The sequence below is a fragment of the Paenibacillus sp. cl141a genome (genome assembly GCF_900109305.1).
GTDB classification, from domain to species: domain Bacteria; phylum Bacillota; class Bacilli; order Paenibacillales; family Paenibacillaceae; genus Paenibacillus_AQ; species Paenibacillus_AQ lautus_A.
On the sequence record NZ_FNZO01000003.1, the window covers coordinates 564,068 to 586,571 of the forward strand.

Genomic DNA, 22,504 nt, shown 5'->3' on the forward strand with positions numbered 1-22,504 from the left:
CTTGAAGAAAATCGCCGCAGGAGTAGCAGCCTTATTACTGGCCACTGTTATGATCCAACCGACCGTCGGACAAGCCGAGAAGAAGACCGCAGCCGATGTAGACAAAGAGCTGAGGGTGCTTCAGGAGCAGGTCAAGAAAGCGCGGGCGCAGAAGAGCAAGGCAGCGGATGATAAACAAGAAGCCCAGCATTATAAGAATAAAACGACGAAGAACCTGAAATACGTAATGGAGCAAATCAACATCGTCAGCAATGAATTGACCAAGATTTCCGTCAAGATCGAGGAGACGGAGGATTTGCTGAGAACAACGACCAAGGAGCTTGAAGCGGCGGAGGAGCGCATCGCATCCCGCGAGAAGCTGCTGGAATCCCGGATTCGCCTTATCTATATGGATGGTCAAGTATCGTATCTGGATGTGCTGCTCTCCGCAACCAGCTTCAGCGATTTTATTGAGCGTGCCGATTCCTTGAAGACCATCGTCGATCAGGACCAGGATTTGCTGGTGCAGCATAAGCAGGACAAGCTGCTGGTTATCGACAAGAAGAAAGAACTTGAAGGGCAGTACGCAACCGCCAAGGACCTGTACGGCCAGATGGAGGACCGCAAGAGCATCCTGAACGAGAAGGAACAGGAGAAGCGCGTTCTGCTGGCCCAGTACGATCAAGATATCGAGGATGCGGAAATCCTGACCGAAGAGCAGGATAAAATGCTGGTTGCCCTGGCAAGCAAGCGTTCGGCCCTGCAGAAGGAAAAGAATAAGCTTGCTGCCGAAGAAGCGGCCCGTAAAGCGGCGGCTGCCAAAGCGGCTGCCGCGAAGAGAGCAGCCAAGGCGACGACGCTGGGCGGCAGCAAAGGCGGAGGTGGGTATACCGGCAACGGCGGACCGTTTGCGATACCGGTCTCCGGAGCCAGACTCTCCTCCGGTTACGGACCGCGCGTCCATCCGGTAACGGGCGAGGTTGGCAAGATGCACACGGGTCAGGACTTCGCGGTTCCGCAAGGGACCGAGATCCGGGCAGCTGAGAGCGGCACCGTCATCTTGGCCGAGTGGTGGAGCGGTTACGGAAACTGTGTTATTGTTGATCATGGGGGCGGCGTATGGACCTTGTATGGGCATATCCGCAACGGCGGCATTAAAGTCAGCGAAGGCGACAAGGTGTCCAGAGGGCAGAAGATTGCCGAAGTAGGCTCCACGGGTCAGAGCACGGGACCGCATCTTCATTTTGAGGTTCGGGTCAACGGATCGCCGGTGAATCCTTCGCCTTATCTGTAACATAAATGATGACGCAAACCATATAACCTTCAATACCGCTGTATAAATATCCCCGGCAAGCCAATCATATACTAGGTGGACGGGATTCCCCTGTGTGTAGCAGTTGAAACGTACAAAGGCGGTGAAGTACTTGCTGAAAAAACGAACGGCTGTCTTTCTGGTCATCGCTGCCATGCTGTGCGGCGGGCTGTTAACGATGGCTTTGACCCAGCTGCCTGCTCCAAGTCAGACCGGAGACGGCGGCGAGGGATTGCTGGCCAGCATCGCGAACAGGAATGGACTGGAGCAGTCTGAAGCGAAGAAACTGGGGACAGCGATTGACCTCATCGAAAGCAATTATTACAAGGATATCGATCGGTCGAAGCTGATCGACGGCGCCATCAACGGGATGATGGAAGCGCTGGAAGATCCGTATTCCAACTATATGGGCAAAGAAACGGCGGCCCAGTTTGAAGAAAGCATTGAGGGCTCCTTCACGGGGATTGGCGCGGAAGTGTCCTCCGTAGACGGCAGCGTCGTCGTTGTATCCCCGATCAAGGGATCGCCTGCAGACAAAGCCGGCATTCGGGCCAAGGATACCATCCTTTCCGTCAATGGCGAATCCTTGCAGGGCCTTGAGCTGAATGCGGCCGTTAACAAGATTCGCGGTCCGAAGGGCTCCAAGGCCGTTCTTCAGATCAAGCGGGCAGGATCCGAGCAGCCGATCGAGTATGTTATCGTTCGGGATGACGTCGATCTGGAAACCGTGTCGGCACGGATGGAGAAGGGCGGAATCGGCGTGATCGAGATTTCCCAATTCTCGCTGAATACGGGCGAACGCTTTAAGGAAGAGCTCAAGAAGCTGGAAAGCCAAGGCATGAAGGGACTGCTGATCGACGTCCGGAACAATCCCGGCGGCGTGCTGTCCGTTGTCATCGACATCGCAGAGCAGTTCGTGCCTAAAGGCGAGCTGATCGTTCAGGTCGAGGACAAGAATAAGAAGCGGGAGAAGCATCCATCCAATGGCGTGGCCAAATCGTACCCGATTACGGTGCTGATGAACAAGGGCAGCGCCAGCGCTTCCGAGATTTTGGCAGGCGCATTGCAGCAGTCCGCCGGAGCTACCCTAATGGGCGAGCACTCTTTCGGAAAAGGGACCGTGCAAACGAGCTTTGACAAGCAGTTTGGCGACGGAAGCCTGCTCAAGGTGACCATTGCCAAATGGCTGACACCAAACGGTACCTGGATCCATGAGAAGGGAATCGAGCCGGATATTAAGGTGTCGCAGCCTGAATACTTTACCGTTGCGCCGATCGATAAGAAGAAAACCTATGCGTACGACACGAACAGCACGGATGTGAAGAACGCGCAGATTATGCTTGAAGCGGTTGGTTACGCGGCAGGACGTACCGATGGTTACTTCGACCGGAATACGGAGAAGGCGGTCAAGAGCTTCCAGAGCAAGCACAAGCTGAAAGCGGACGGCATCATTAACAGCGCTACAGCCGAGGCATTGGAAGGGGCATTGATCGAGAAGATTCAGGATCCGAAAGAGGATAACCAAATGAATCGCGGAATTGCCGAGGTTCGGAAGGAAATCGCCGCTAAGGCGTCGAACAAGTAAGAAGGCTGAACGTTAGCCTTCTTTTTTCTTAGGAGATATCAGAAAGCGTACACTTCGAAGCATCTTGGAACTGAAAGGAGCGTGGCAAGCCGTTGGAGACATTGAAACAACTGCTGATGTATGGGATAGATGCAGGCATACAACTGCTGACGCAGCCCTTTTATTATATTTCGATTTTGTTTGTCATGCTGTTTTACCGAAGGCAGGTGTTGGTGGAGCGCAAGCTGTTCCATGTGAAGCTGCATTCCTGGGGATTGCAGACCTGGCGCACGTTTCTGGGGGGACTGGCGGCAGGCATTAGCGTGTCCATCGTGGTGGCCTTCTTGGGGATATCATTAAGCTTGGAAGCCATTATATGCATATGGGTGACTTCGCTGATCCTGATGCTGTTTCATATCCGGTACTTATGCTTTGCCTATTCCATCGGTCTGCTCGGGATCATTCAGTTTGTGTTGGGCTGGTTTCCGAATTGGCAGCCGGAAGGCTGGATTCATCAGGTAACGGCAACGATCCTTGGTTTGGACATCCCGGCCTTGCTGGCGTTGTCCGCCGTTCTGCATTTTGCGGAAGCTTTGCTGGTAAGGATACAAGGGTCGGGATTTGCCACGCCGCTGTTCCTGGAGGGCAAGCGTGGCAAGCTTGTCGGCGGCTATCATATGCAGAGCTTCTGGCCGCTGCCGTTGTTCCTGCTCGTTCCGGCGGTTGGCGGAGGCAGCGTGCTGCCATGGACACCGTTCTTTGGCGGCGATGCCTGGAGTACGGGCTTTACCATGATGGCACTGCCGGTCGTAATCGGCTTCGGGGAGATGACGCAGAGCATGCTCCCGCAGGAGAAAGCGGGGATTACGTGGAAGCGTCTCATATTCTATGGGGCGATTGTGCTGGCATTGAGCCTGCTGGCCGAGTGGTGGTCGCCGCTTACCATCGCGGCCGCATTAGCGGCGCTGCTGCTGCATGAGGGCTTGGTATGGTACAGCAGGTACGAAGAACAGCAGCGCAGCCCGATGTTTGTGCATCCGGTGCGCGGATTACGCGTTCTCGCCGTGCTGCCGGACAGTCCGGCGAGCGAGCTCGGCATTTTGGCAGGGGAGACGATCCTCAAGGTGAACGGTAAGCTGATTCACAGCAAGGAGCAGCTGCACAGCGCCTTGCGCCAGAATCCGGCCTTCTGCAAGCTGGAGGTTCAGAACCATCAAGGGGAGAGCAAATTTCTCCAGCGTGCGATTTACGCCGGGGACCATCATCAGCTGGGAGCTATCGTGGCGCCAGACCCGAGGGATGGCATCGCGGTGGGGCTGAAGCCGGTAAGCTTGATCACGCTGCTGGCGAATAAACTTCATATTCGCAGCAAGCGGGGGGCTTCCGGCAGCAAGACGTCCGGCGGTTCCGAAGAAGCGGGATTCCCTTCATCGTGATACGGCAAACGGGCCTTTGTCCAACATGGACAAGGGCCCGTTTTTTAGCTTCATGCCGTTATGTAATGGATAGGCGGGACTAGCCCTGCACCTTTTTTAAATAAAAGATAGCGATTTGCGTCCGGTCCCGAAGATTCAGCTTGCCCAGAATATCGGTGACGTAGTTTTTGACGGTGCCTTCGCTTAGGTAAAGCTGCCCGGCAATTTCCTTATTGGATAGGCCCTCCGCGATAAGGGCGACGACCTTTTTCTCGGCAGGGGTGAGCCCGAACTGTTCCAGCTCAGCGGATCTCGGGACTGGCTGCGAGGTTGGACGAAGCATGCCGGTCAGCTTGCGGGCGATATCGGGATGTATCAGCATGTTACCGTCATGCACCGTTTTGATCCCCTGGATGATGCGATCGGGCGGAATGTTTTTCAGCAGATAACCGCTGGCCCCGTTCCGCAGCGCCTCCACGATATAATCATCGTCATCGAAGGTAGTCAGCATCAGCACCCGTACATCAGGGTATCGATCGCGAATGCGCCGGGTTCCTTCCACGCCGTCGCATACCGGCATCCGGATGTCCATGAGCACGACGTCGGCCTGAAGTCCGTCCATCAATAACGATAGAGCCTCCTCCCCGTGTTCCGCGACAGCCGATACTTCGATATCCGGATCCATCCCCACCAACAGTTTCAAGCTTTCCCGGATGAACGGGTCATCATCTGCAATCAATACGGATATCATGGATAGCCACGATCCTTTCTATAAATTAGGATGCTGCCGTCATGTCAGTTACATAATCTCCCGCTTCCGGTAGACAGGCAACCGGGTGATGACGGTAAAAGGCACGGATTTTCTGACCTCCAGCGTTCCTCCCACCACTTTGGTTCGTTCGAGCATGCCGCTTATCCCGATGCCATGACGGTCTGCCGCAGCGATCGGGTTCGCCTCCTCTTGGACCGTGCCATCATTGGAGACCTCCATTCGAACTTCCTCGTCTCCGTACTGGAGAAAAATTTGGACCTGCTTGGCTTCGCCGTGACGTATGGCGTTGGTGATGGCTTCGCGGGCATTTTTGTATAACACCACCTGTTGGCTTGGATAAAGTGGATAAGGAATCCCCTGCAGCACAAGCTCGGTCTCGATTCCGGTCTCCCTGCCGGTCTCCTCCAGCAGCCGATCCAGGGAATAATCGTCCATGATCCGCCTTGACGGATTCATCTGTTTCACGGCGGTCCGCATCTGCTCCATGCTCTCCCCCAGCTGGTCGCGGACTTGATGGAGCATATCCATGCCCCGGGCGGCATCCTGCGGCACGATATGAAGAGCGGCTTCCATCATCATTTTGACGCGAATCAGCCGATGGCCGATATCGTCATGCAGCTGGCGGGAGATGCGGTTACGCTCCTCGGCCTGGGCCGCGCTTTCCACCTGATGGGCGAACTGCAGCAGCTGTCTGCCTGCCTCGTCCTGCTGGAAATGCAGTCTTTTCAGCTCGTCGTATAAATGAATATGATCCAATTCCTTCTGGTTCATTTCATGGATGCGGTGGAATGTCACAGCCAAGAACAGAAACAGCAGATTGGCAGTCGTATGCAGCAGCGCATCGTAATCGGTAATCGCGATGTTGAGCAGTCCAAGGTGACCGAATGCCAGCCACAGCCTAACAGTCCGCTCGAACAAGGGCAAATAGACGCATAGAGAGGATATGGACAGGAATACCATCATGAAGCCGTATTGGTGGCATAGCCATAGGGACAACGGGATTTCCAGCAGTATGGCTGCTTTAAGGTAAGCAGGCGAAGGCAGGAAGCGGCTCAGCACCGCAATCGCCAGAAAAAGCAGGGTGTACACCATATATTCCCCGTAATCGTCGAGCTGCTGCAAAAAGATATCCGCTGCGGCGGGCAGGAGAATGAGGCCGTACCTGAGATAGGCAAGTGGAGATGTCACGTGCGATCCAACCCTTTTCCATTGTGAAGTCAAACCGTTCAAACGATTGGCTTCATTATAGCACATGGATGTTTTCGGCAAGGAGATGACTTTCGTCACCCTATAAGGTGACTTCCTCTACCTTAAAAATCCGGCGATTCCAGATAGAATGTAATCAACAGATGGATACGAGGGAAATGGAGATGATGATTATGGCGGTCTTTCTGGAGATGAAGGATGTCGTAAAACGATATGGAAGCAAGCTGTCGGTGGATCATATGAACCTGGAAGTGCACGAAGGCGAGATTTTTGGATTATTGGGACCGAACGGAGCGGGCAAGAGCACGTCCATCAATATGATCTGTGGCCTTCTTCCCAAGGATCAGGGCGTCATCAAGGTAGACGGTATTTCCATCGAGGAGCAGCCGCTGGAAGTCAAGCGGAGAATCGGGCTGGTGCCACAGGATCTGGCTCTGTATGAAGAGATGACGGCTTGGGATAATGTCGCTTTTTTCGCGAAATTGTACGGGCTGCGCGGCCAGCTGCTGAAGGAACGGGTGGAGGAGGCGCTGGCGTTTGTCGGTTTGCAGGATCGGGCAAAAGAAAGGCCGTCCACCTTCTCCGGGGGGATGAAACGAAGACTGAATATTGCATGCTCGATTACGCATCGTCCGAAGCTGATCATTATGGATGAGCCGACGGTGGGGATTGACCCGCAGTCCCGGAATCATATCCTGGAATCGGTGAAGACGTTGAACCGCATGGGTTCTACCGTTATTTATACAAGTCATTACATGGAGGAAGTTGCCGCGATCAGCGACCGGGTGGCCATCATGGATCAAGGCCATGTTATCGCCTGCGGGACGCAGCAGGAGCTTCGGGCACGCGTGGCGCATGAGGAGAAAATCATTCTTACTGCTGATGGGATCACACCGGAGCTGGTGGAGGAACTGACCATTCACCCGCGCGTTAGGCGCGTTGCGCAGAATGATAACGAAGTCGAAGTCTACGTACCGTCAGCTCAGGATGAACTGCAGGATATTTTGTTCATCTGCAGTAAACACCATACGACGCTTCGCTCCCTGCAGTGCGAGGAGCCGGGGCTTGAAACGCTGTTTCTCAGCCTGACTGGGCGAACGCTTCGCGATTGATCATAACGGACACGAGCAGAGGAATCCATGAAGGAGGAATACCGAAGATGAATACGATGATTATCGCCTGGTTCGAGCTGAAGCGGATGGCCACCAGCCGATCGGTGCTGATCAACCAATTTGTGCTGCCGCTGATCCTTATTTTCATATTGGGTAACGCGCTGTCGGGCTGGTTTGGCAATGATCAGGAATTTAAACAGCCGTCGGTCCGAGTGGGAATGGTGTTAGATGCCGAGGCTGGAAGACAGCTGCCGGGGAGCATGCAGGCGCTGACCGGCTTGCCGGAGATTCAGGACCTACTGGAACCTGAGGTGGTATCCAGCCGGGAAGAGGCTGAAGAAAAGCTGCGCCGGGGCGAGGTCGATTACGCGGTGGTGATTCCGGCTTCCTTTGATGAACGAATGGGCCAGGGAGCGGACGTGAAGCTTGAGCTGCTGCCTGGAAGAGACCGTGATCTAAACCTCGTGGCAGACACTGTCTTCAAGACCTTTATCGCAGATGCGAATCACAAACAGGCGGAGGTAGTCGTTATAGGCGGAGACCAAGTTCTTGCGGCTCAAGCGGCAGCGCCTGTCGATGCGTCGGACGGACCTAACGTTACGATCGGGCAACTGAGCGAGAAAGGAGCGACGTACTCCGCAGCCCAATATTATGCAGCCTCCATGCTGATCATGTTCCTGTTGTATTCCGGTCTGATGGCCAGCAGCAGCCTGCTGGGCGAGCGGGAAAGCCGGACTTTATATCGCTTGCAAAGCGCGCCCGTTCACCCCGGAACCGTGTTTGCCGGAAAAATTATCGGATGCAGCCTGATCACGCTGGCACAGGCCGCCGCTATCGTCCTTGGATCCATGTGGCTGTACGGCGTCAAATGGGGGCCGCACCCCTTGCTGCTCATCATGGTCTGCGTATTGATCACGTTATCGTCCATGACCATAGCCACGTTCATAACCCTGGTCTCCTCCACGGCAGCAGGAGCCAGAGGGCTGATGCAGGCGATCATTATCGCCATGACGTTTGTCAGCGGAGGGTTTATGCCGCTGCCCGTGGAGTTCTTCCAGAAGCTCGGCGCCTTCACCGTCAACCATTGGGCGATGCAGAGCATGCTGCGGATGATGCTGGACAGCGACGTGCATTTGATTGTCACTTGCGTGTGCATGCTGGCGGCCATTACCGCGGCCCTGTCGGCTGCAGCCATGATTACGTACAGGAAGGTGGGATACCATGCATAGCTTAACCATTGCCTGGCATATGGTGAGACGCACGCTGGGACGGAAAAGAGGCTGGATCGTCTATCTGTTGGTTCCTTGCGTGGTCGTTACCTTGACGGTGTTTCTTCTGGGGCAGACCACGGCCGCGAGCATTCTGGTCTCTTACGTGAACGAGGATGAGGGACCTGCAGGGCGGTACTTGATGAATGAACTGGAGCGAAGCGGCCAATACGTGCTCAAGGAGTCCGGGTCCGAGAATATGCTGAGGGAAGACCTGGTGGAGAATAAAAGCACGGTGGGCGTTTATATTCCGCAGGGGTTCAGCGACGGATTAATAGAAGGCCAACGGCCGGCGGTTAAAATATACGAAGTCTCCACCTCGGAGGCCTCGGTAATGATCCGAATGACGGCGGACTCCGCGGTTACGAGACTAAGCGGTACAGCTGCCTTGATCCGGGAGACCTCGGAGCCGGACGCGGATCGTATGCTGGCGCTGCAAACGGTGCTCAAGCAATCCGCGCTGAATCGGGTGGACACCGAGGTCACGGATTTGAATCTGTATGCGAAGCCGGGGCTCTCGAACGTAACGGGATTTACCCTGATGTTCATGATGACCCTTATCTCCAGCGTGGTGTCGATGATGATTGATGACCGCAGGCAGCGAACGCTGTCCCGCATGTATACGGCGCCGGTGCGCGCCTATCAGATCGCTTTAGGTAATTTTCTGGGCAGCCTGGTGGTCGGCTCGTTGCAAGTGATCATCGTCCTCGTGCTCAGCCGGTATGTCCTTCGCTACGATTACGGAGTTCCGTTCGTGCTGCATTTCCTTATTCTGATGGCCTTTATGCTCGTATCGTTAGGCGTGGCAAGCACGGTCGCCGGGCTGATCCGGAACGGGCAAAATGCTGCCATGATCAATTCCATGATCGTCACGCCGACCTGCATGCTGGGCGGGTGCTTCTGGCCGCTTGCCATCATGCCGGAATTCATGCAGAAGATCGCTAATTTCATCCCGCAAAAATGGGCCATTGAGGCGGTGGAGACCGCGGCTACGGGCGGCACGTTATCCGATATCGCACTGCCGCTGGCCGTGCTGGGCCTGATGGCGGTCATTCTGCTGGCCGTCGGTTCCGCTGTCCTGCGGCCGAGCGAGAGCGGGGTTGGGCACGGCGCTTAAATTATTCGCTCCACTCCAGGGTTTCCTCCGGAGTAAAGCTCTTGGAGCTTCGACCGGAAGTTGTAAATCGAATTTGCCGTAAACCTTGCGACGCTCAGGAATGCCGTCAGTGATCGCCCCCTTTTTACACACAAAAGCGCCCGGTCAGATCTGAATCCATGCTGATTCAGTCTGCCGGGCGCTTATTCGGTTTATCCGGATGTGTTGCGGAATGCCTTCAACGCAAAGCATGGAAGTTCATGGGGTGGTCATTGCAGCAATTGCCTACTCCTTAAGCTGCCGTAACACCGTGATTTCAACCCGGCGGTTCTTCTGCTTGCCTTCGGCGGTCGCGTTATCCGCGGCCGGTCTCGTATCGGCATAGCCTGCATACTGGAAGCCTTCCGGGTCCAGCTTGCTGTGCTCGAGGAAGAATCGCAGCACCGACATCGCGCGGGCGCCGGAAAGCTCCCAGTTGTCCTTGTAGCTGGAGTAGCGGCCGATCGGCACGTTGTCCGTGTGCCCCTCGATGCTCACCGTGGTGTTTAAATCGCCGAACAGGCTGGCTAATTTGCCCAGAACCGGAGCGGCTCCAGGTTTAAGCTCGGCCTTGCCGACATCGAACAGGAAGCGGTCGCTTAACGTAATGGCAATCCCCTGCGGCTCGTCCGAGATGAAGATGTCCTCTTCGAGCTGGTTGTCCTTCACGTATTGCTGAATGAGCCCCATAAAGTTGGCCAGCTCTTCCTCCTGGGCCCGGAAAGCGAGCTCGCGCTCGGTTAGCGGTTCCTGCCCGTTATCCTTGTCCTCGCCTTCCTCGTCGGCAGCAGGCTTCGGCGGAGGATTTTTATGATTCTCGGTATCGGCAGTTCCGGTAATCCCCGAGCCCATCTCCAGGAAGCTGTCCCCGCTCTGGAAGGTAGCCTGCAGGGATTGGGTGACGAGCTTGTATTTTTCCGTGTCGAGCCGGCTCATGGCATACATCACAACAAAAAAGATCAGAAGCAGCGTAATCAGGTCGGCATAAGTGATCATCCAGCGGTCGCGCTGTTCGCCTTCGGCCTGTTTGCGCTGACGCCGCCGTCTATTCGGCTGTCTCATGCGCGATCCCCCTTGAGGACGGAATGTCCGTGGTGCCTGCTGAAGCGAAAGAGGCTAGCTTTTTGCGAACCAACAGCGGGTGCTCTCCGTTCTGAACGGCCATGATTCCTTCGAGCAGCAGCTCCATTTTTACAATTTCTTCTTCGGAACGTGCTTTAATCTTGGACGCAATGGGCAAAAAGATAATATTGGCACTAGCGACGCCGTATAAGGTGGCGGTAAACGCGACAGCGATGGACGGGCCGAGACCGGTCGGGTCCTGCAGGCTGCCCAGCACGTGGATCAATCCCATGACGGTACCGATGATCCCCATGGTAGGGGCATAGCCTCCGGCGGATTCGAAAATTTTGGCATAGCCTTCGTGCTTCTGCTCGGCGGCATTGATATCGAGCTCCAGGATTTGACGCACCATTTCCGGGTCGTTGCCGTCCACGACCATCTGCATGCCTTCCCGCAGGAACGGATCCTCGTGTTCGGCCGAGATGCGCTCGAGCGCCAGCACCCCGTCTCTTCGGGCCGTTACCGACATATCGACGATGGCATCAATCAGCTCGTCCGTCGAACGGTTGCTGCGGCCGAAGGCCAGCTTGAGCGCAGCGGGGATCGTACGGAGCCGGGTGGCGGGGAAACTGACGATGACGGCGGCGATGGTCCCGCCGAATACGATAAGCGCAGCCGCGCCTTGCAGCAGGCCGCTCAGATGCCCGCCTTCCCATAAAAACCCTCCGATCAACGCGGCCAGACCGGCGAGAATGCCAAGAATAATCGTAATATCCATAACGCTGTATCATCTCCTTAAGGAAGTATTTAAGATCATCGGTTCATATGCCGCAAGTTCGACATGAACGCTGAAGGCTCCCGATGTCGCGGAAGCCTGGGACTTAGACATTTGCCCTGGAACTTATTGATATTTTCATTAAACTGTTTGCATCAAAAAAACGTAAGGGGTATAATGAGACGGGAACAAATATTCTTATTCCTTACGCAGACACCACTAATTTCCCATAGTATATCATCGGGAAGTTTCGACATATCTTTTAGCATGAATTTCATTTTAGAGTATGAGGGTGATGAAGGGCAATGAGCGATTTAGTTGTCAGTACCAAATCCTTTGAGATCCAGTCTGAATTCCAGCCGCAGGGCGATCAGCCCACGGCTATTGATGCGTTGGTCGAAGGACTCCGCCAAGGGAAAAAACATCAGACGCTGTTAGGTGCAACAGGAACGGGTAAGACGTTTACGATCGCGCAGACAATCGCCAAGGTAAACCGTCCCACACTCGTCATCGCGCATAACAAGACGCTGGCGGCGCAGCTGGCCAGCGAGTTTAAGGAATTCTTCCCGAACAATTCGGTGGATTATTTCGTGAGTTATTACGATTACTATCAGCCGGAAGCCTACATTCCTTCCTCCGATACGTATATCGAGAAGGATTCCAGCATTAATGAAGAGATCGATAAGCTTCGCCACTCCGCCACGAGCTCGCTGTTCGAACGGCGCGACGTCATCATCGTGGCGAGCGTATCCTGCATATACGGTTTGGGTTCGCCGCACGAGTATGGGGAAATGCTGCTTTCGCTCCGGGTGGGCATGGAGAAGCCTCGCAACGAGATTCTGTCGCGGCTGGTCGATATCCAATACCAGCGGAACGATATCAACTTCGTTCGTGGCACGTTCCGCGTGCGCGGGGATGTCGTCGAGATTTTCCCGGCCTCGAAGGGAGAGCATGCCGTCCGCGTCGAGCTGTTCGGCGACGAGATCGAACGGATCACGGAGATCGACGTTTTGACGGGCGAGCTGGTCGGGGAACGCGAGCATATCGCCATCTTCCCGGCGTCTCACTTCGTCACCCGCGAAGAGACGATGCGGGTAGCGCTCGTGAATATCGAACGCGAACTGGAAGAGCGCCTTGAACTGCTGCGCTCGGAAGGCAAGCTGCTGGAGGCTCAGCGGCTGGAGCAGCGCACCCGTTACGACATCGAGATGATGAAGGAAGTCGGATTCTGCTCCGGGATCGAGAACTATTCGGGTCCCCTGACCTTCAGGGAGCCTGGGGCTACGCCCTATACGCTTCTCGACTACTTCCCGGACGATATGCTGTTCGTCATTGACGAGTCGCACGTTACGCTGCCGCAAATCCGCGCGATGTACAACGGTGACCGGGCGCGTAAAACGGTGCTGGTCGATCATGGCTTCCGCTTGCCGTCCGCGCTCGATAACCGGCCGCTGAAGTTCGAGGAATTCGAGGAGAAGGTGAACCAGATCATCTACGTATCGGCCACGCCGGGACCGTATGAGATGGAGCACTGCGATACGATGGTTGAACAGATCATCCGGCCGACAGGCCTGCTTGATCCGATCATCGACGTGCGCCCGACCGAAGGGCAGATTGATGACTTGATCGGCGAGATCCATGACCGCGTGGACCGGGACGAGCGCGTGCTCGTGACCACGCTCACGAAGAAAATGGCCGAGGATCTGACCGATTACCTGAAGGAAATCGGAATCAAGGTCCGTTACATGCACTCCGATATCAAGACGCTGGAGCGGATGCAGATCCTGCGCGATCTGCGGCTTGGTACATTCCACGTGCTGGTGGGTATTAACCTTCTACGGGAGGGTCTTGACCTGCCGGAGGTTTCCCTCGTAGCGATTCTGGATGCGGACAAGGAAGGGTTCCTGCGCTCCGACCGCTCGCTCATCCAGACGATCGGACGGGCGGCCCGGAACTCGGAAGGCAAGGTTATCATGTACGGCGACAAGATCACCGATTCGATGGATCGGGCGATCAAGGAAACCGAGCGCCGCCGCAGCATCCAGGTTGCTTACAACGAGGAGCACGGCATCACGCCGCAGACGATCCGCAAGAAGGTACGCGATGTCATCGAAGCGACGAAGGTCGCCGAGGGCAAGGCGGATTACCTGGTGGGCGAAGGACAGAAGATGTCGAAGAAAGAGCGTCAGAAGCTGATCCAGCGCCTCGAGGCCGAGATGAAGGAAGCGGCGAAGAATTTGCAATTCGAGCGTGCGGCCGAGCTTCGTGATGCGCTGCTGGAACTGCAAGCCGAGTAATATCGAGAGACGAATGACAAGGGGGACGGCCTATGCGGTCGTTCTCTTTGTGAAATATAAGCACCACATGCATGCCATATGGAGTAGGAGATGATATCGTTTGGCCAGTGAAAAAATTGTGATCAAAGGCGCCCGCGCACACAATCTGAAAAATATCGACGTCACGATACCGCGTGACAAGTTTGTCGTTCTGACGGGGCTTAGCGGCTCGGGCAAATCCTCCCTCGCATTCGATACGATTTATGCCGAGGGTCAGCGCCGTTACGTGGAATCCTTGTCTGCTTATGCGCGCCAATTCCTCGGACAGATGGAGAAGCCGGATGTCGATTCCATTGAAGGCCTGTCGCCGGCGATATCGATTGACCAGAAAACGACGAGCCGCAATCCGCGCTCGACGGTAGGCACCGTGACGGAAATTTACGATTATTTGCGTCTGCTGTTCGCCCGGGTCGGACACCCGCACTGTCCGGATCATGGGGTGGAAATTACCTCCCAGACGGTCGAGCAGATGGTAGACCGCATCATGCAGTATCCCGAGAAGACGAGGCTGCAAATTCTTGCGCCGGTCATTTCCGGCCGCAAGGGCGAGCACAAGAATCTGTTTGCCGACATTGCGAAGCAGGGCTTCGTTCGGGTGCGCGTCGATGGGGAGCTCCGCGATCTGTCGGAGAGCATCGAGCTTGAGAAGAATAAGAAGCATACGATCGAGGTGGTAGTGGACCGGATCGTGGTGAAGGAAGATATCGAAGCACGCCTCGCCGATTCGATCGAAACGGCATTGAACCTGTCAGGCGGCCAGCTTCTGGTCGATATCATGGGTCAGGAGGAGCTGCGGTTCAGCTCCAACTTTGCCTGTCCGATCTGCGGCTTCAGCATGGAAGAGCTGACGCCGAGAATGTTCTCCTTCAATACGCCATTCGGTGCTTGCCCGGATTGCGACGGCTTGGGCGTGGAGATGATCGTGGATCCAGAGCTGCTTGTGCCGGATATGAGCAAAAGCGTCGAGGAAGGCGCCTTTGCCGCATGGAGCGGGGGCACATCCACGTATTATCCTCAGTTTTTGAAATCGGTCTGCGCGCATTTCGGCATTCCGCTGGACAAGCCAGTCAGTACCTTTAGCCAGGAACAGATGAACAAGCTGTTGTACGGCACGGGCAAAGAGAAGGTTCACTTCCGTTATGAGAATGACTTCGGTCAGCGGAAGGAAGCGCACGTCACCTTCGAGGGCATCATTCCGAACCTGGAACGCCGCTACCGCGATACGAACTCCGAGGGCATACGCGAATACATCGAAGGCTATATGAGCAGCAAGCCGTGCGATGTGTGCAAAGGCCATCGTCTCCGCAAGGAAAGCCTGGCCGTTACGATCAATGATCGCAACATGGCCTATGTTACCAGCTTGTCGATCGGAGAATCCCTGAAATTCTTCGATCATCTGGAGCTTAGCGAGAAAGAAAAACAGATTGCCAATCTCATCTTGAAGGAGATTCACAGCCGTTTGGGTTTCCTCGTTAATGTCGGGCTGGATTACCTGACCCTTAGCCGCTCGGCGGGAACGCTGTCCGGCGGCGAAGCGCAGCGGATCCGGTTAGCCACGCAGATCGGGTCGAGCCTTATGGGCGTGCTGTACATTCTGGATGAGCCCAGCATCGGACTGCATCAGCGGGATAACGACCGCCTGATCTCGACGCTGGAGCATATGCGGAATTTGGGCAACACGCTGATTGTGGTCGAGCATGACGAAGATACGATGATGGCCGCGGACTATATCATCGACATCGGCCCGGGCGCGGGCATTCATGGCGGCCAGGTCATTGCGGAAGGAACGCCGAAGGAGATTATGAACGACCCCAACTCGCTGACGGGCCAATACCTGAGCGGCCGTAAGTTCATTCCGGTCAGCAGCAAGCGCCGCAAGACCGATGGACGCTGGCTGGAGATTAAGGGCGCGAAGGAAAACAATCTGAAAAATATTAACGTGAAAATTCCGATTGGCGTCTTCACGGCGGTAACGGGCGTATCCGGATCCGGCAAGTCGACGCTGGTCAACGAGATCCTGTACAAGACGCTCGCTCGGGATTTGAACAGGGCGAAGGTACGGCCTGGGCAATACCGTGAAATGAAAGGTCTGGAGCACATCGAGAAGGTCATCGACATCGACCAGTCTCCGATCGGGCGTACGCCTCGTTCCAACCCGGCAACCTATACAGGCGTCTTCGACGATATCCGGGATATCTATTCCCAGACGAATGAAGCGAAGATTCGCGGATACAAGAAGGGCCGCTTCAGCTTTAACGTGAAGGGCGGACGCTGCGAGGCCTGCCGCGGTGACGGCATTATCAAGATTGAGATGCACTTCCTGCCGGATATCTACGTGCCTTGCGAAGTGTGCAAGGGCAAGCGTTACAACCGCGAAACGCTGGAAGTCAAATATAAAGGCAAGAACATCGCCGAAGTCCTGGAGATGACGGTGGAGAATGCAACGGAGTTCTTCCAGAACATTCCGAAAATTCACCGCAAGATGCAGACGCTGATGGATGTGGGCCTGGGCTACATTACGCTGGGTCAGCCTGCCACCACGCTGTCCGGCGGCGAGGCGCAGCGCGTGAAGCTGGCTTCCGAGCTGTACCGCCGCAGCACAGGCAAAACGATGTATATCCTGGATGAGCCGACCACCGGCCTGCACGTGGACGATATCGATCGACTGCTCGTCGTGCTTCACCGCCTGGTGGAATCCGGGGAGTCCGTCCTCGTCATCGAGCATAACCTCGATGTCATTAAGACCGCGGACTATCTGATCGACCTGGGTCCGGAGGGCGGCAGCGGCGGCGGTACCATTATCGCTACGGGAACGCCTGAGGATCTGGTCAAGGTGCCTGAGTCTTACACAGGCAAGTATCTGAAGCCGATTCTGGAACGCGATACTAAGCGAACCGAGGAATTGAACAAGGTGGAAGCAACCCGCTAATAAGTGTTAGCGGACGTGAATCTGTTCCTTGTCGGCATGGGAATTGCCTAGCCATGGAATGGCGCGTTGCCATTTTCAATGCCGGCATCGGTAAGAAAATGAGAGGGAGTCCCTGGTGGAATTGCCAGGGGCTCCTTTTTGTGATGGTCGACAGCCATCGAAGCATGCCCCGGATCACGAACCCTGCGGACATGGAGCGGTGCCAAGCAATTTTAGAGAAACCTTCAAGGAATGCACCTATCCCCGGCGTTATTTTCATGCTATCCTCCAATATCTTCGCATTCCAGGATATGGTATGATCTTGGTGATTTCGTTAAAACGGAGGGATTGTATGAAGAGGATCACCTGTTCCATTCTGATCGTTTTGGCAGCAAGTGCTTTATACATAAACTCAACCGACGGCGTACAGGCAGAGGTAGGGGTACCCGTTTCGGATCGCGAGCAGGCAGAGATGGGGGTATCCGTTTCGGATGTGAAACACTTCGATGCACAGGAAGCCCTTACCCGATTAAATAAAGGGTTCCTTCCCCTAGACGGGCAGGGGGAGTCTAGCTCGACAGAGGCTATAAGCCGGCAGGATTTTGTCATATTTATCGTCGAAACGTTAAACCTGAATGCGGATAGTCCTCCGGAAGTCATTACCTTTAAGGATGTGCCTAAGGATCATTATGCCTTCACGGCGATCGAAACTGCGGTTCAGGAAGGGCTGGTAAAAGGGGTCGGCAGCGGGAGATTCGGGCTTGGATTGCCGCTGACGCGTCAGGATATGGCTATGCTGTATCAAAGAGCTCTGCAAGGGATTTCCGATAAGATCGGATCCGGCGCGGAACCTTCACAGCAGAACTTACAGGAGGGATCCTCCAGCAATGATGCCAAGGAAGCTATGGCACTGGCCTTGGAATTAGGACTGTTTCGGGAATCCAGCATTGACGGTTTGAACCCCAAGGGTATCGTCACTCGGGAAGAAGCTGTCGGGGCTACAGCCAAATGGCTGGAATCCGTGGAGTCAATCGATTTGAATGCTGCCGTGGGCGAAACGGAAACACCGCCGAAAAGCCCTCTTCCGGTCATTCATGGCGTCGTTGCTTCTTCATCGGGATCAACCTCGGCAACTCCTGTTCATTCCGGACCAACGCAAGCTCCGACAGAGACGGGACCTTCAGCTACCGTATCGGAGGCTTTGCCGACAACGGCACCATCAGCTCCGAATGATCTGAGGTTCCACCATGTGAAGGGGCAGGCTCAATTAACCTGGACGCATCAGCAGGGCGTGACCTACAATATCTATTCCAGCGGACAATCGGGAGCGGGGTATGCCTTATTGGCTGAGGGATCGAATGTGGACGCAGGTTCTTATGCCATTACGGATGTACATTTTCAAGAACCCTCTTACTATGTGATCGAGGCTGTGAACAGCTTCGGCAAGAGCGGTTATTCTAACGAAGTTTCGAGCCGCCCGAATAAAGTGTCGGGCCTTCAGGCCATCCTAAATGAGGAAGATGAATCCATTGCTTTAACCTGGTCAGATGCACAGGAAGGCGTAACCTATCATGTATACTACACAGGACCTGACGGAACGGGGGCACGTTTGAACGATGAACCGTTAGAGAGCCCGGCTTATCTCATTCCGAATCTCCATATGCTGGCAGGTCTGCCCGGCCGGTATACAATTCATGTGGTCGCCGTGAACGAATGGCATATCCGCAGCGAAACGTCCAACGAGGTAACTTTGGATGTCAGAAAGGACCCCGTGGATCGGATCACAATCATGGATCCTTCCGTGGCTTTGCCAAGCGAGGATCTGGCGGAGGAGACGGTAACCGAGCAGGAGTCGGCTCCAGAGGAACAAAAGGATCAGGAGGATCAGGAGGAGTATGAGGATCCCATTCTTGATCCAACCCGGGTACCTCTTGGAATAAACGGAACAACCTGTGTTAGGCTCCATTTCGTAGGCTTGATCTAGTCCCTGCCATGATGAAAGTCATGCTAATGTCTGACAATTTGGTTAAAAATGAGAAATTTCTATGACTTTTTTTCATTTTTAGGGGCGGAGGGCTTGCATCTGGACGGGCACATGGATAACATAGAAGAAGATATGTAAATTTGCCCGAGAAGAAACCCACGAGGAGGTACGTTTCATGATCCTTGCAGCAGCATCGGATGCGACCGCGACATTTAAGACATTTGATATTTTCATGATTTTGTTTACGATTCTGATCTTTGTTGGCGTGGTTCGCCTGTTGATGGCCCGTCAAAAAAATAAATTCGCAATCGCTTTCGGTCTCGTCAGCTTATTTGTGTTCTTGTATTCTGACTATGCCATGATTACAGGATGGTTTAACAATTAGGTTGGCGTGATGCACGCTATTAAAGCGGCTTCATGACGAATGGAATGAAATACATACAAACAAGACGCCCTTCTGCTACCTGCAGTGTGAAGGCGTCTTTTTGTTTCTTCGAGGGCAAGTTACACGATCCGCAGGAAAAACGTAAAAGAAATAGGTCTATAAGCAATGGTTACAAATGGAAAAACATGATAAATTGAGGAGTACAAGTTGGGTAGAGGATGGAACCGGGGGAGGAACATACCAATTGAAAAACGTACAATGGCAAAAAAGATCCGCGGCCATACTGCTGGGGACCGTCATTTTGGCAGGAAGCAGCGGCATGCTCACACAGGCAGAGGTTGCGGGTGCAGCAAGCGCGAAGCCTAAGAATACATATGAGCAAAACGAAGTGCCTCAAGTCATCAGCCGGATGTCGCCGTCGGTGGTCGGCATTATCGGGAAGGCCGCTCAAGGAAGCGGCGAAGTGGACGACAGATACAACCTGGCGCATGGCACAGGAGTCATCTGGAAGTCGGACGGCTGGATCGTGACGAACGCCCATGTGGTGGACGGGCTTACCGGAATCACGGTCGTGACCGCAGACGGCAAATCCTATAAAGCCAAGGGCGTATACAGCGATCCCAAGAGCGATATTGCATTGGTCAAAATCAATGCCAAGTCCCTGAAGCCGGCCAAATTTGCGGCAACAGCGCAGCATGCGCTTGTCGGGGAGACGGTTGTTGCCATTGGCACGCCGATCTCGTTCTCGCTGCGAAACTCGGCCTCGGTAGGCGTGGTAAGCGGGCTAAACCGGAGCGTAGACGGCTCTTATCGCCTGATTCAAACCGATACCGCCATTAACCCGGGCAACAGCGGGGGCCCGCTCGTCAACTTGAAGGGCGAGGTCATCGGAATCAACAGCAAGAAGTTCGCCGCCGTCGGCATTGAAAATATGGGCTTCTCCATACCTGCGGAAACGGTCCGCTATGTGGTGGGTCATTTATTGGAATACGGCGAGGTGATTAGAGCCGGACTCGGATTGGAGCTGGAGGAAAGCTGGTCCGCCATCGTGGGTCTCCCTTCGGACGATCCGTTGACCGTAACGAAGGTGTTGTCCGAGCAGGCCAAGCAGGCCGGCATTCAAGAGGATGACGTATTATATGCGATTAACGGCAAACGCATTTATTCCGTTGTTGATATCAACGAACGGTTAAAGCCCTATATGCCCGGTCAGCAGGTCCAGCTGCTGATGCAGCGGGATGGGGATATCGTGAACGTAAAACTGACGCTCAGCCAGGACGGTAACGGAGCTGCTTCGTCAAGCGTTGGGGAGGCCGAGTAATGGAAAAGAGAGAAAGAACGGAAACTAGTCGGCGCCTACGGCAGGTGACAGCCGGAACCTTATCGGCTCTGATGTTATTTACGACGTTGTCGCTTCCCGCATGGGGAGATGAAGCGGTTGTGCCGGAGAAGCGTATACTGACCGTGCAAAACGGCAGCAGCACAGCCTCGGTCAACGGCACTTCCTACACGATTGCCAAGCCGCAGCTGAAGCAGGGCGTATTGATGGTACCGCTGGGCGTATTCAAGAAAGCGTTTGGCAGCGAGATCAGGCTGGAGGGCGAGAACCGGATACGGCTGCTGCAAGGACCGCATACGGTCGTGCTCGTCATGGACAACAAGACGGCATGGATCGACGGGAAAAAGGTGCAGCTGCCGGTGGAACCGACCATGGTGTCCGGTACGCTGATGGTGCCGCTGCGCCCGGTTGCGGCGGGAATCGGCGCCAAGGTAAGCTCCTCCCAGGGCAAGCTGGCCATCAGCCTCATGGTCACGGATAAGGAAGAGAAGCAGGACGAGGGCGAAATCAACAACACGACCGGGAAGACCCGAATCGGGAACAGCTATTATGAATGGAGTTTGAATTATCCCTCCTGGATGATGGTTGGAAGAGGCACGGACGATGAGAGCGGTTCGGCTTTCAATGATGCTACGGGCCGCTATTACCTGGAGGTGCACGCATCCTCCCACAAGGTGAAGCTGAGTCCCGATGATCTGCTGGAACGGCTCCTGAAGGAAGTGGGCGACTCCGGAGACGTTGTGCTGCACCAAGAGAAGGTCACAAGCGCAGCGGTTCCGTATGCCAGAGTGATCTCCCGCGATGTCGACGGCGTCTTGTGGGAAGGTCGGCAGTACTATGCCAACGACCGCGTTTATGAACTGTATTTTGCCGATGCCGAAGCGGTTCACTATAAAGATATGGACCAACACGCAAGCTTTCTGGGCTCTTTCCGAACGGCCTATCGGGCAGGAGACAAATCGGTAAAAGACGTATCCTCCATCGTGGATGGGTTCCGCGAAGCAGGAAACGAAGAATACGGCATATGGTTCGGCATTCCGGCAGGCTGGGAAATCAACAACAAGGATATGTTATACGGCAGCGAAGGAGAGGGCTATCTGTCCGTCTCGGTGACATCCGCTCCGACGGGGGCCGATGGTACCCTCGCCGCTTGGGGGCAGCGCCTCAAAGACTGGCTGGCCGAATCCTTTGTCGAGGAATCGTACGAATACATCGGACTTACGCCTGTGGAGATTTCCGGCGTCAAAGGGCAGATTCAAGAGGTTCGCTACAACTTCGGGAATAAATGGATAACGGAATATGAGGTGATGGTCCAGAAGAACGGCTACCGCTATTATCTGGAGTATGCGATACCGGATGGGCAGGAACGGACGGCTTCCAACTGGAAAAAGGTTCTCGAATCAATCGAGATCGATTACGATGTGGTACCGGCGAATTTCGGCCGCATCGGCGAAGAGGGCTACCTGACCGATAAAACCAAGATGAGAAGCAAAAGCTCCGAGACGTACCGCTATCATATCGATATTCCGAGGTACTGGGAGCCGCTGAACGATCAGTTCGAGCAGGGAATCGTGGAATACGGCTTTGCCGGGGGCGGCTTTGAAATTACCGCCCAAAAGGATACAACAGCTGAAGTCATCGTCAGCAATCTGAAACGGTATTATAACGAAGCCAGCGCGGCTTCGTCGGTGAAATTGCTGGGCGTCGATAAGATCACGTTTGCCGGCGTGCCTGCCGTGTCGTTCAAGGTGCATCAGGTGAAGAACGGCGTTGGTTATACGACCGAGGAGATTGTCTTTGAAAGCGGGGATATCGCGTACACGATCATGACCACGCTGAATGACGCCAATGCAACGGAAGTGCAGCAAGCGGCGCTGGCGCGCACGCTCTCCTCGTTTGAGCTGGTGAAATAAATGGGATTATGAACTCATATCATATGGATTAAAGCGAAC

Annotated in this window: 16 protein-coding genes; 12 read left to right on the forward strand and 4 right to left on the reverse strand. The window is 54.7% G+C overall.

Annotation, left to right across the window (positions count from 1 at the left end; genetic code table 11):
• Nucleotide 1: 1 nt before the first annotated feature.
• The 3 genes from BMX45_RS12475 to BMX45_RS12485 all read left to right on the forward strand — a co-directional run bounded on the left by BMX45_RS12475 (nucleotide 2) and on the right by BMX45_RS12485 (nucleotide 4,291).
• Nucleotides 2-1,273 (forward strand): murein hydrolase activator EnvC family protein, encoded by a 1,272-nt coding sequence (locus BMX45_RS12475; protein WP_090909941.1) that lies wholly within the window; start codon nucleotides 2-4, stop codon nucleotides 1,271-1,273.
• Between the two features lie 130 nt (nucleotides 1,274-1,403).
• Complete coding sequence (locus BMX45_RS12480) at nucleotides 1,404-2,876, forward strand: S41 family peptidase (protein WP_090909942.1); 1,473 nt, start codon at nucleotides 1,404-1,406, stop codon at nucleotides 2,874-2,876.
• 92 nt (nucleotides 2,877-2,968) lie between these two features.
• Nucleotides 2,969-4,291, forward strand: a complete 1,323-nt coding sequence (locus BMX45_RS12485) for a PDZ domain-containing protein (protein WP_090909943.1) — start codon at nucleotides 2,969-2,971, stop codon at nucleotides 4,289-4,291.
• A 79-nt stretch (nucleotides 4,292-4,370) separates the two neighbouring features.
• On the opposite strand, the gene BMX45_RS12490 is transcribed toward BMX45_RS12485, so the two are convergent.
• Complete coding sequence (locus tag BMX45_RS12490) at nucleotides 4,371-5,021, reverse strand: response regulator (RefSeq protein WP_090909944.1); 651 nt, start codon at nucleotides 5,019-5,021, stop codon at nucleotides 4,371-4,373.
• A 48-nt stretch (nucleotides 5,022-5,069) separates the two neighbouring features.
• Complete coding sequence (locus BMX45_RS12495) at nucleotides 5,070-6,230, reverse strand: sensor histidine kinase (protein WP_254778045.1); 1,161 nt, start codon at nucleotides 6,228-6,230, stop codon at nucleotides 5,070-5,072.
• Nucleotides 6,231-6,391: 161 nt separating this feature from the next.
• Here BMX45_RS12495 and BMX45_RS12500 point away from each other — a divergent pair, with 161 nt between their 5' ends.
• Genes BMX45_RS12500 through BMX45_RS12510 form a run of 3 tightly spaced genes read left to right on the forward strand, consistent with a single transcriptional unit; the run spans nucleotide 6,392 to nucleotide 9,745 of the window.
• Nucleotides 6,392-7,360, forward strand: a complete 969-nt coding sequence (locus BMX45_RS12500; RefSeq protein WP_254778046.1) for an ABC transporter ATP-binding protein — start codon at nucleotides 6,392-6,394, stop codon at nucleotides 7,358-7,360.
• A gap of 47 nt (nucleotides 7,361-7,407) precedes the next feature.
• Nucleotides 7,408-8,589, forward strand: a complete 1,182-nt coding sequence (locus BMX45_RS12505) for an ABC transporter permease (RefSeq protein WP_090909946.1) — start codon at nucleotides 7,408-7,410, stop codon at nucleotides 8,587-8,589.
• Nucleotides 8,582-9,745: an ABC transporter permease gene (locus tag BMX45_RS12510; protein ID WP_090909947.1), complete on the forward strand. Its 1,164-nt coding sequence runs from the start codon at nucleotides 8,582-8,584 to the stop codon at nucleotides 9,743-9,745. Before BMX45_RS12505 ends, BMX45_RS12510 begins: the two co-directional genes overlap by 8 nt.
• A gap of 264 nt (nucleotides 9,746-10,009) precedes the next feature.
• Here BMX45_RS12510 and BMX45_RS12515 read toward each other — a convergent pair whose 3' ends face one another.
• Together BMX45_RS12515 and BMX45_RS12520 are read right to left on the reverse strand one after the other, a co-directional pair.
• The gene (locus BMX45_RS12515) at nucleotides 10,010-10,825 is read right to left on the reverse strand and encodes a flagellar motor protein MotB (protein WP_090909948.1); all 816 of its coding nucleotides are present in this window, start codon (nucleotides 10,823-10,825) and stop codon (nucleotides 10,010-10,012) included.
• Nucleotides 10,809-11,603 (reverse strand): flagellar motor protein, encoded by a 795-nt coding sequence (locus tag BMX45_RS12520; protein ID WP_090909949.1) that lies wholly within the window; start codon nucleotides 11,601-11,603, stop codon nucleotides 10,809-10,811. The genes BMX45_RS12515 and BMX45_RS12520 overlap by 17 nt, the downstream gene beginning before the upstream one ends.
• 302 nt (nucleotides 11,604-11,905) lie before the next feature.
• On the opposite strand from BMX45_RS12520, the gene uvrB reads away from it, so the two are divergent.
• The 6 genes from uvrB (at nucleotide 11,906) to BMX45_RS12555 (ending at nucleotide 22,465) form a co-directional block, all read left to right on the forward strand.
• Nucleotides 11,906-13,897 (forward strand): excinuclease ABC subunit UvrB, encoded by a 1,992-nt coding sequence (gene uvrB, locus BMX45_RS12525; RefSeq protein WP_009594250.1) that lies wholly within the window; start codon nucleotides 11,906-11,908, stop codon nucleotides 13,895-13,897.
• A 100-nt stretch (nucleotides 13,898-13,997) separates the two neighbouring features.
• Nucleotides 13,998-16,865, forward strand: coding sequence for an excinuclease ABC subunit UvrA (uvrA, locus tag BMX45_RS12530; RefSeq protein ID WP_090909950.1), 2,868 nt, complete (start codon nucleotides 13,998-14,000; stop codon nucleotides 16,863-16,865).
• A gap of 331 nt (nucleotides 16,866-17,196) precedes the next feature.
• A complete protein-coding gene (locus tag BMX45_RS12540; protein WP_090909952.1) occupies nucleotides 17,197-18,828 on the forward strand; it encodes an S-layer homology domain-containing protein in 1,632 nt (543 codons plus the stop codon).
• A gap of 175 nt (nucleotides 18,829-19,003) precedes the next feature.
• Nucleotides 19,004-19,213, forward strand: coding sequence for a hypothetical protein (locus BMX45_RS12545; protein ID WP_009594213.1), 210 nt, complete (start codon nucleotides 19,004-19,006; stop codon nucleotides 19,211-19,213).
• Between the two features lie 244 nt (nucleotides 19,214-19,457).
• Nucleotides 19,458-20,534, forward strand: a complete 1,077-nt coding sequence (locus tag BMX45_RS12550) for a S1C family serine protease (RefSeq protein WP_090909953.1) — start codon at nucleotides 19,458-19,460, stop codon at nucleotides 20,532-20,534.
• Nucleotides 20,534-22,465, forward strand: coding sequence for a stalk domain-containing protein (locus tag BMX45_RS12555; RefSeq protein WP_090909954.1), 1,932 nt, complete (start codon nucleotides 20,534-20,536; stop codon nucleotides 22,463-22,465). The genes BMX45_RS12550 and BMX45_RS12555 overlap by 1 nt, the downstream gene beginning before the upstream one ends.
• The last annotated feature ends 39 nt before the right edge of the window (nucleotides 22,466-22,504 follow it).

Bases quoted from the DNA above. Each gene is read 5' to 3' on its own strand.
- BMX45_RS12490 (WP_090909944.1), bottom strand. From the start codon at position 5,021: ATGATATCCGTATTGATTGCAGATGATGACCCGTTCATCCGGGAAAGC.
- BMX45_RS12500 (WP_254778046.1), top strand. From the start codon at position 6,392: ATGGATACGAGGGAAATGGAGATGATGATTATGGCGGTCTTTCTGGAG.
- BMX45_RS12505 (WP_090909946.1), top strand. From the start codon at position 7,408: ATGAATACGATGATTATCGCCTGGTTCGAGCTGAAGCGGATGGCCACC.
- BMX45_RS12510 (WP_090909947.1), top strand. From the start codon at position 8,582: ATGCATAGCTTAACCATTGCCTGGCATATGGTGAGACGCACGCTGGGA.
- BMX45_RS12515 (WP_090909948.1), bottom strand. From the start codon at position 10,825: ATGAGACAGCCGAATAGACGGCGGCGTCAGCGCAAACAGGCCGAAGGC.
- BMX45_RS12520 (WP_090909949.1), bottom strand. From the start codon at position 11,603: ATGGATATTACGATTATTCTTGGCATTCTCGCCGGTCTGGCCGCGTTG.
- uvrB (WP_009594250.1), top strand. From the start codon at position 11,906: ATGAGCGATTTAGTTGTCAGTACCAAATCCTTTGAGATCCAGTCTGAA.
- BMX45_RS12540 (WP_090909952.1), top strand. From the start codon at position 17,197: ATGAAGAGGATCACCTGTTCCATTCTGATCGTTTTGGCAGCAAGTGCT.
- BMX45_RS12545 (WP_009594213.1), top strand. From the start codon at position 19,004: ATGATCCTTGCAGCAGCATCGGATGCGACCGCGACATTTAAGACATTT.
- BMX45_RS12555 (WP_090909954.1), top strand. From the start codon at position 20,534: ATGGAAAAGAGAGAAAGAACGGAAACTAGTCGGCGCCTACGGCAGGTG.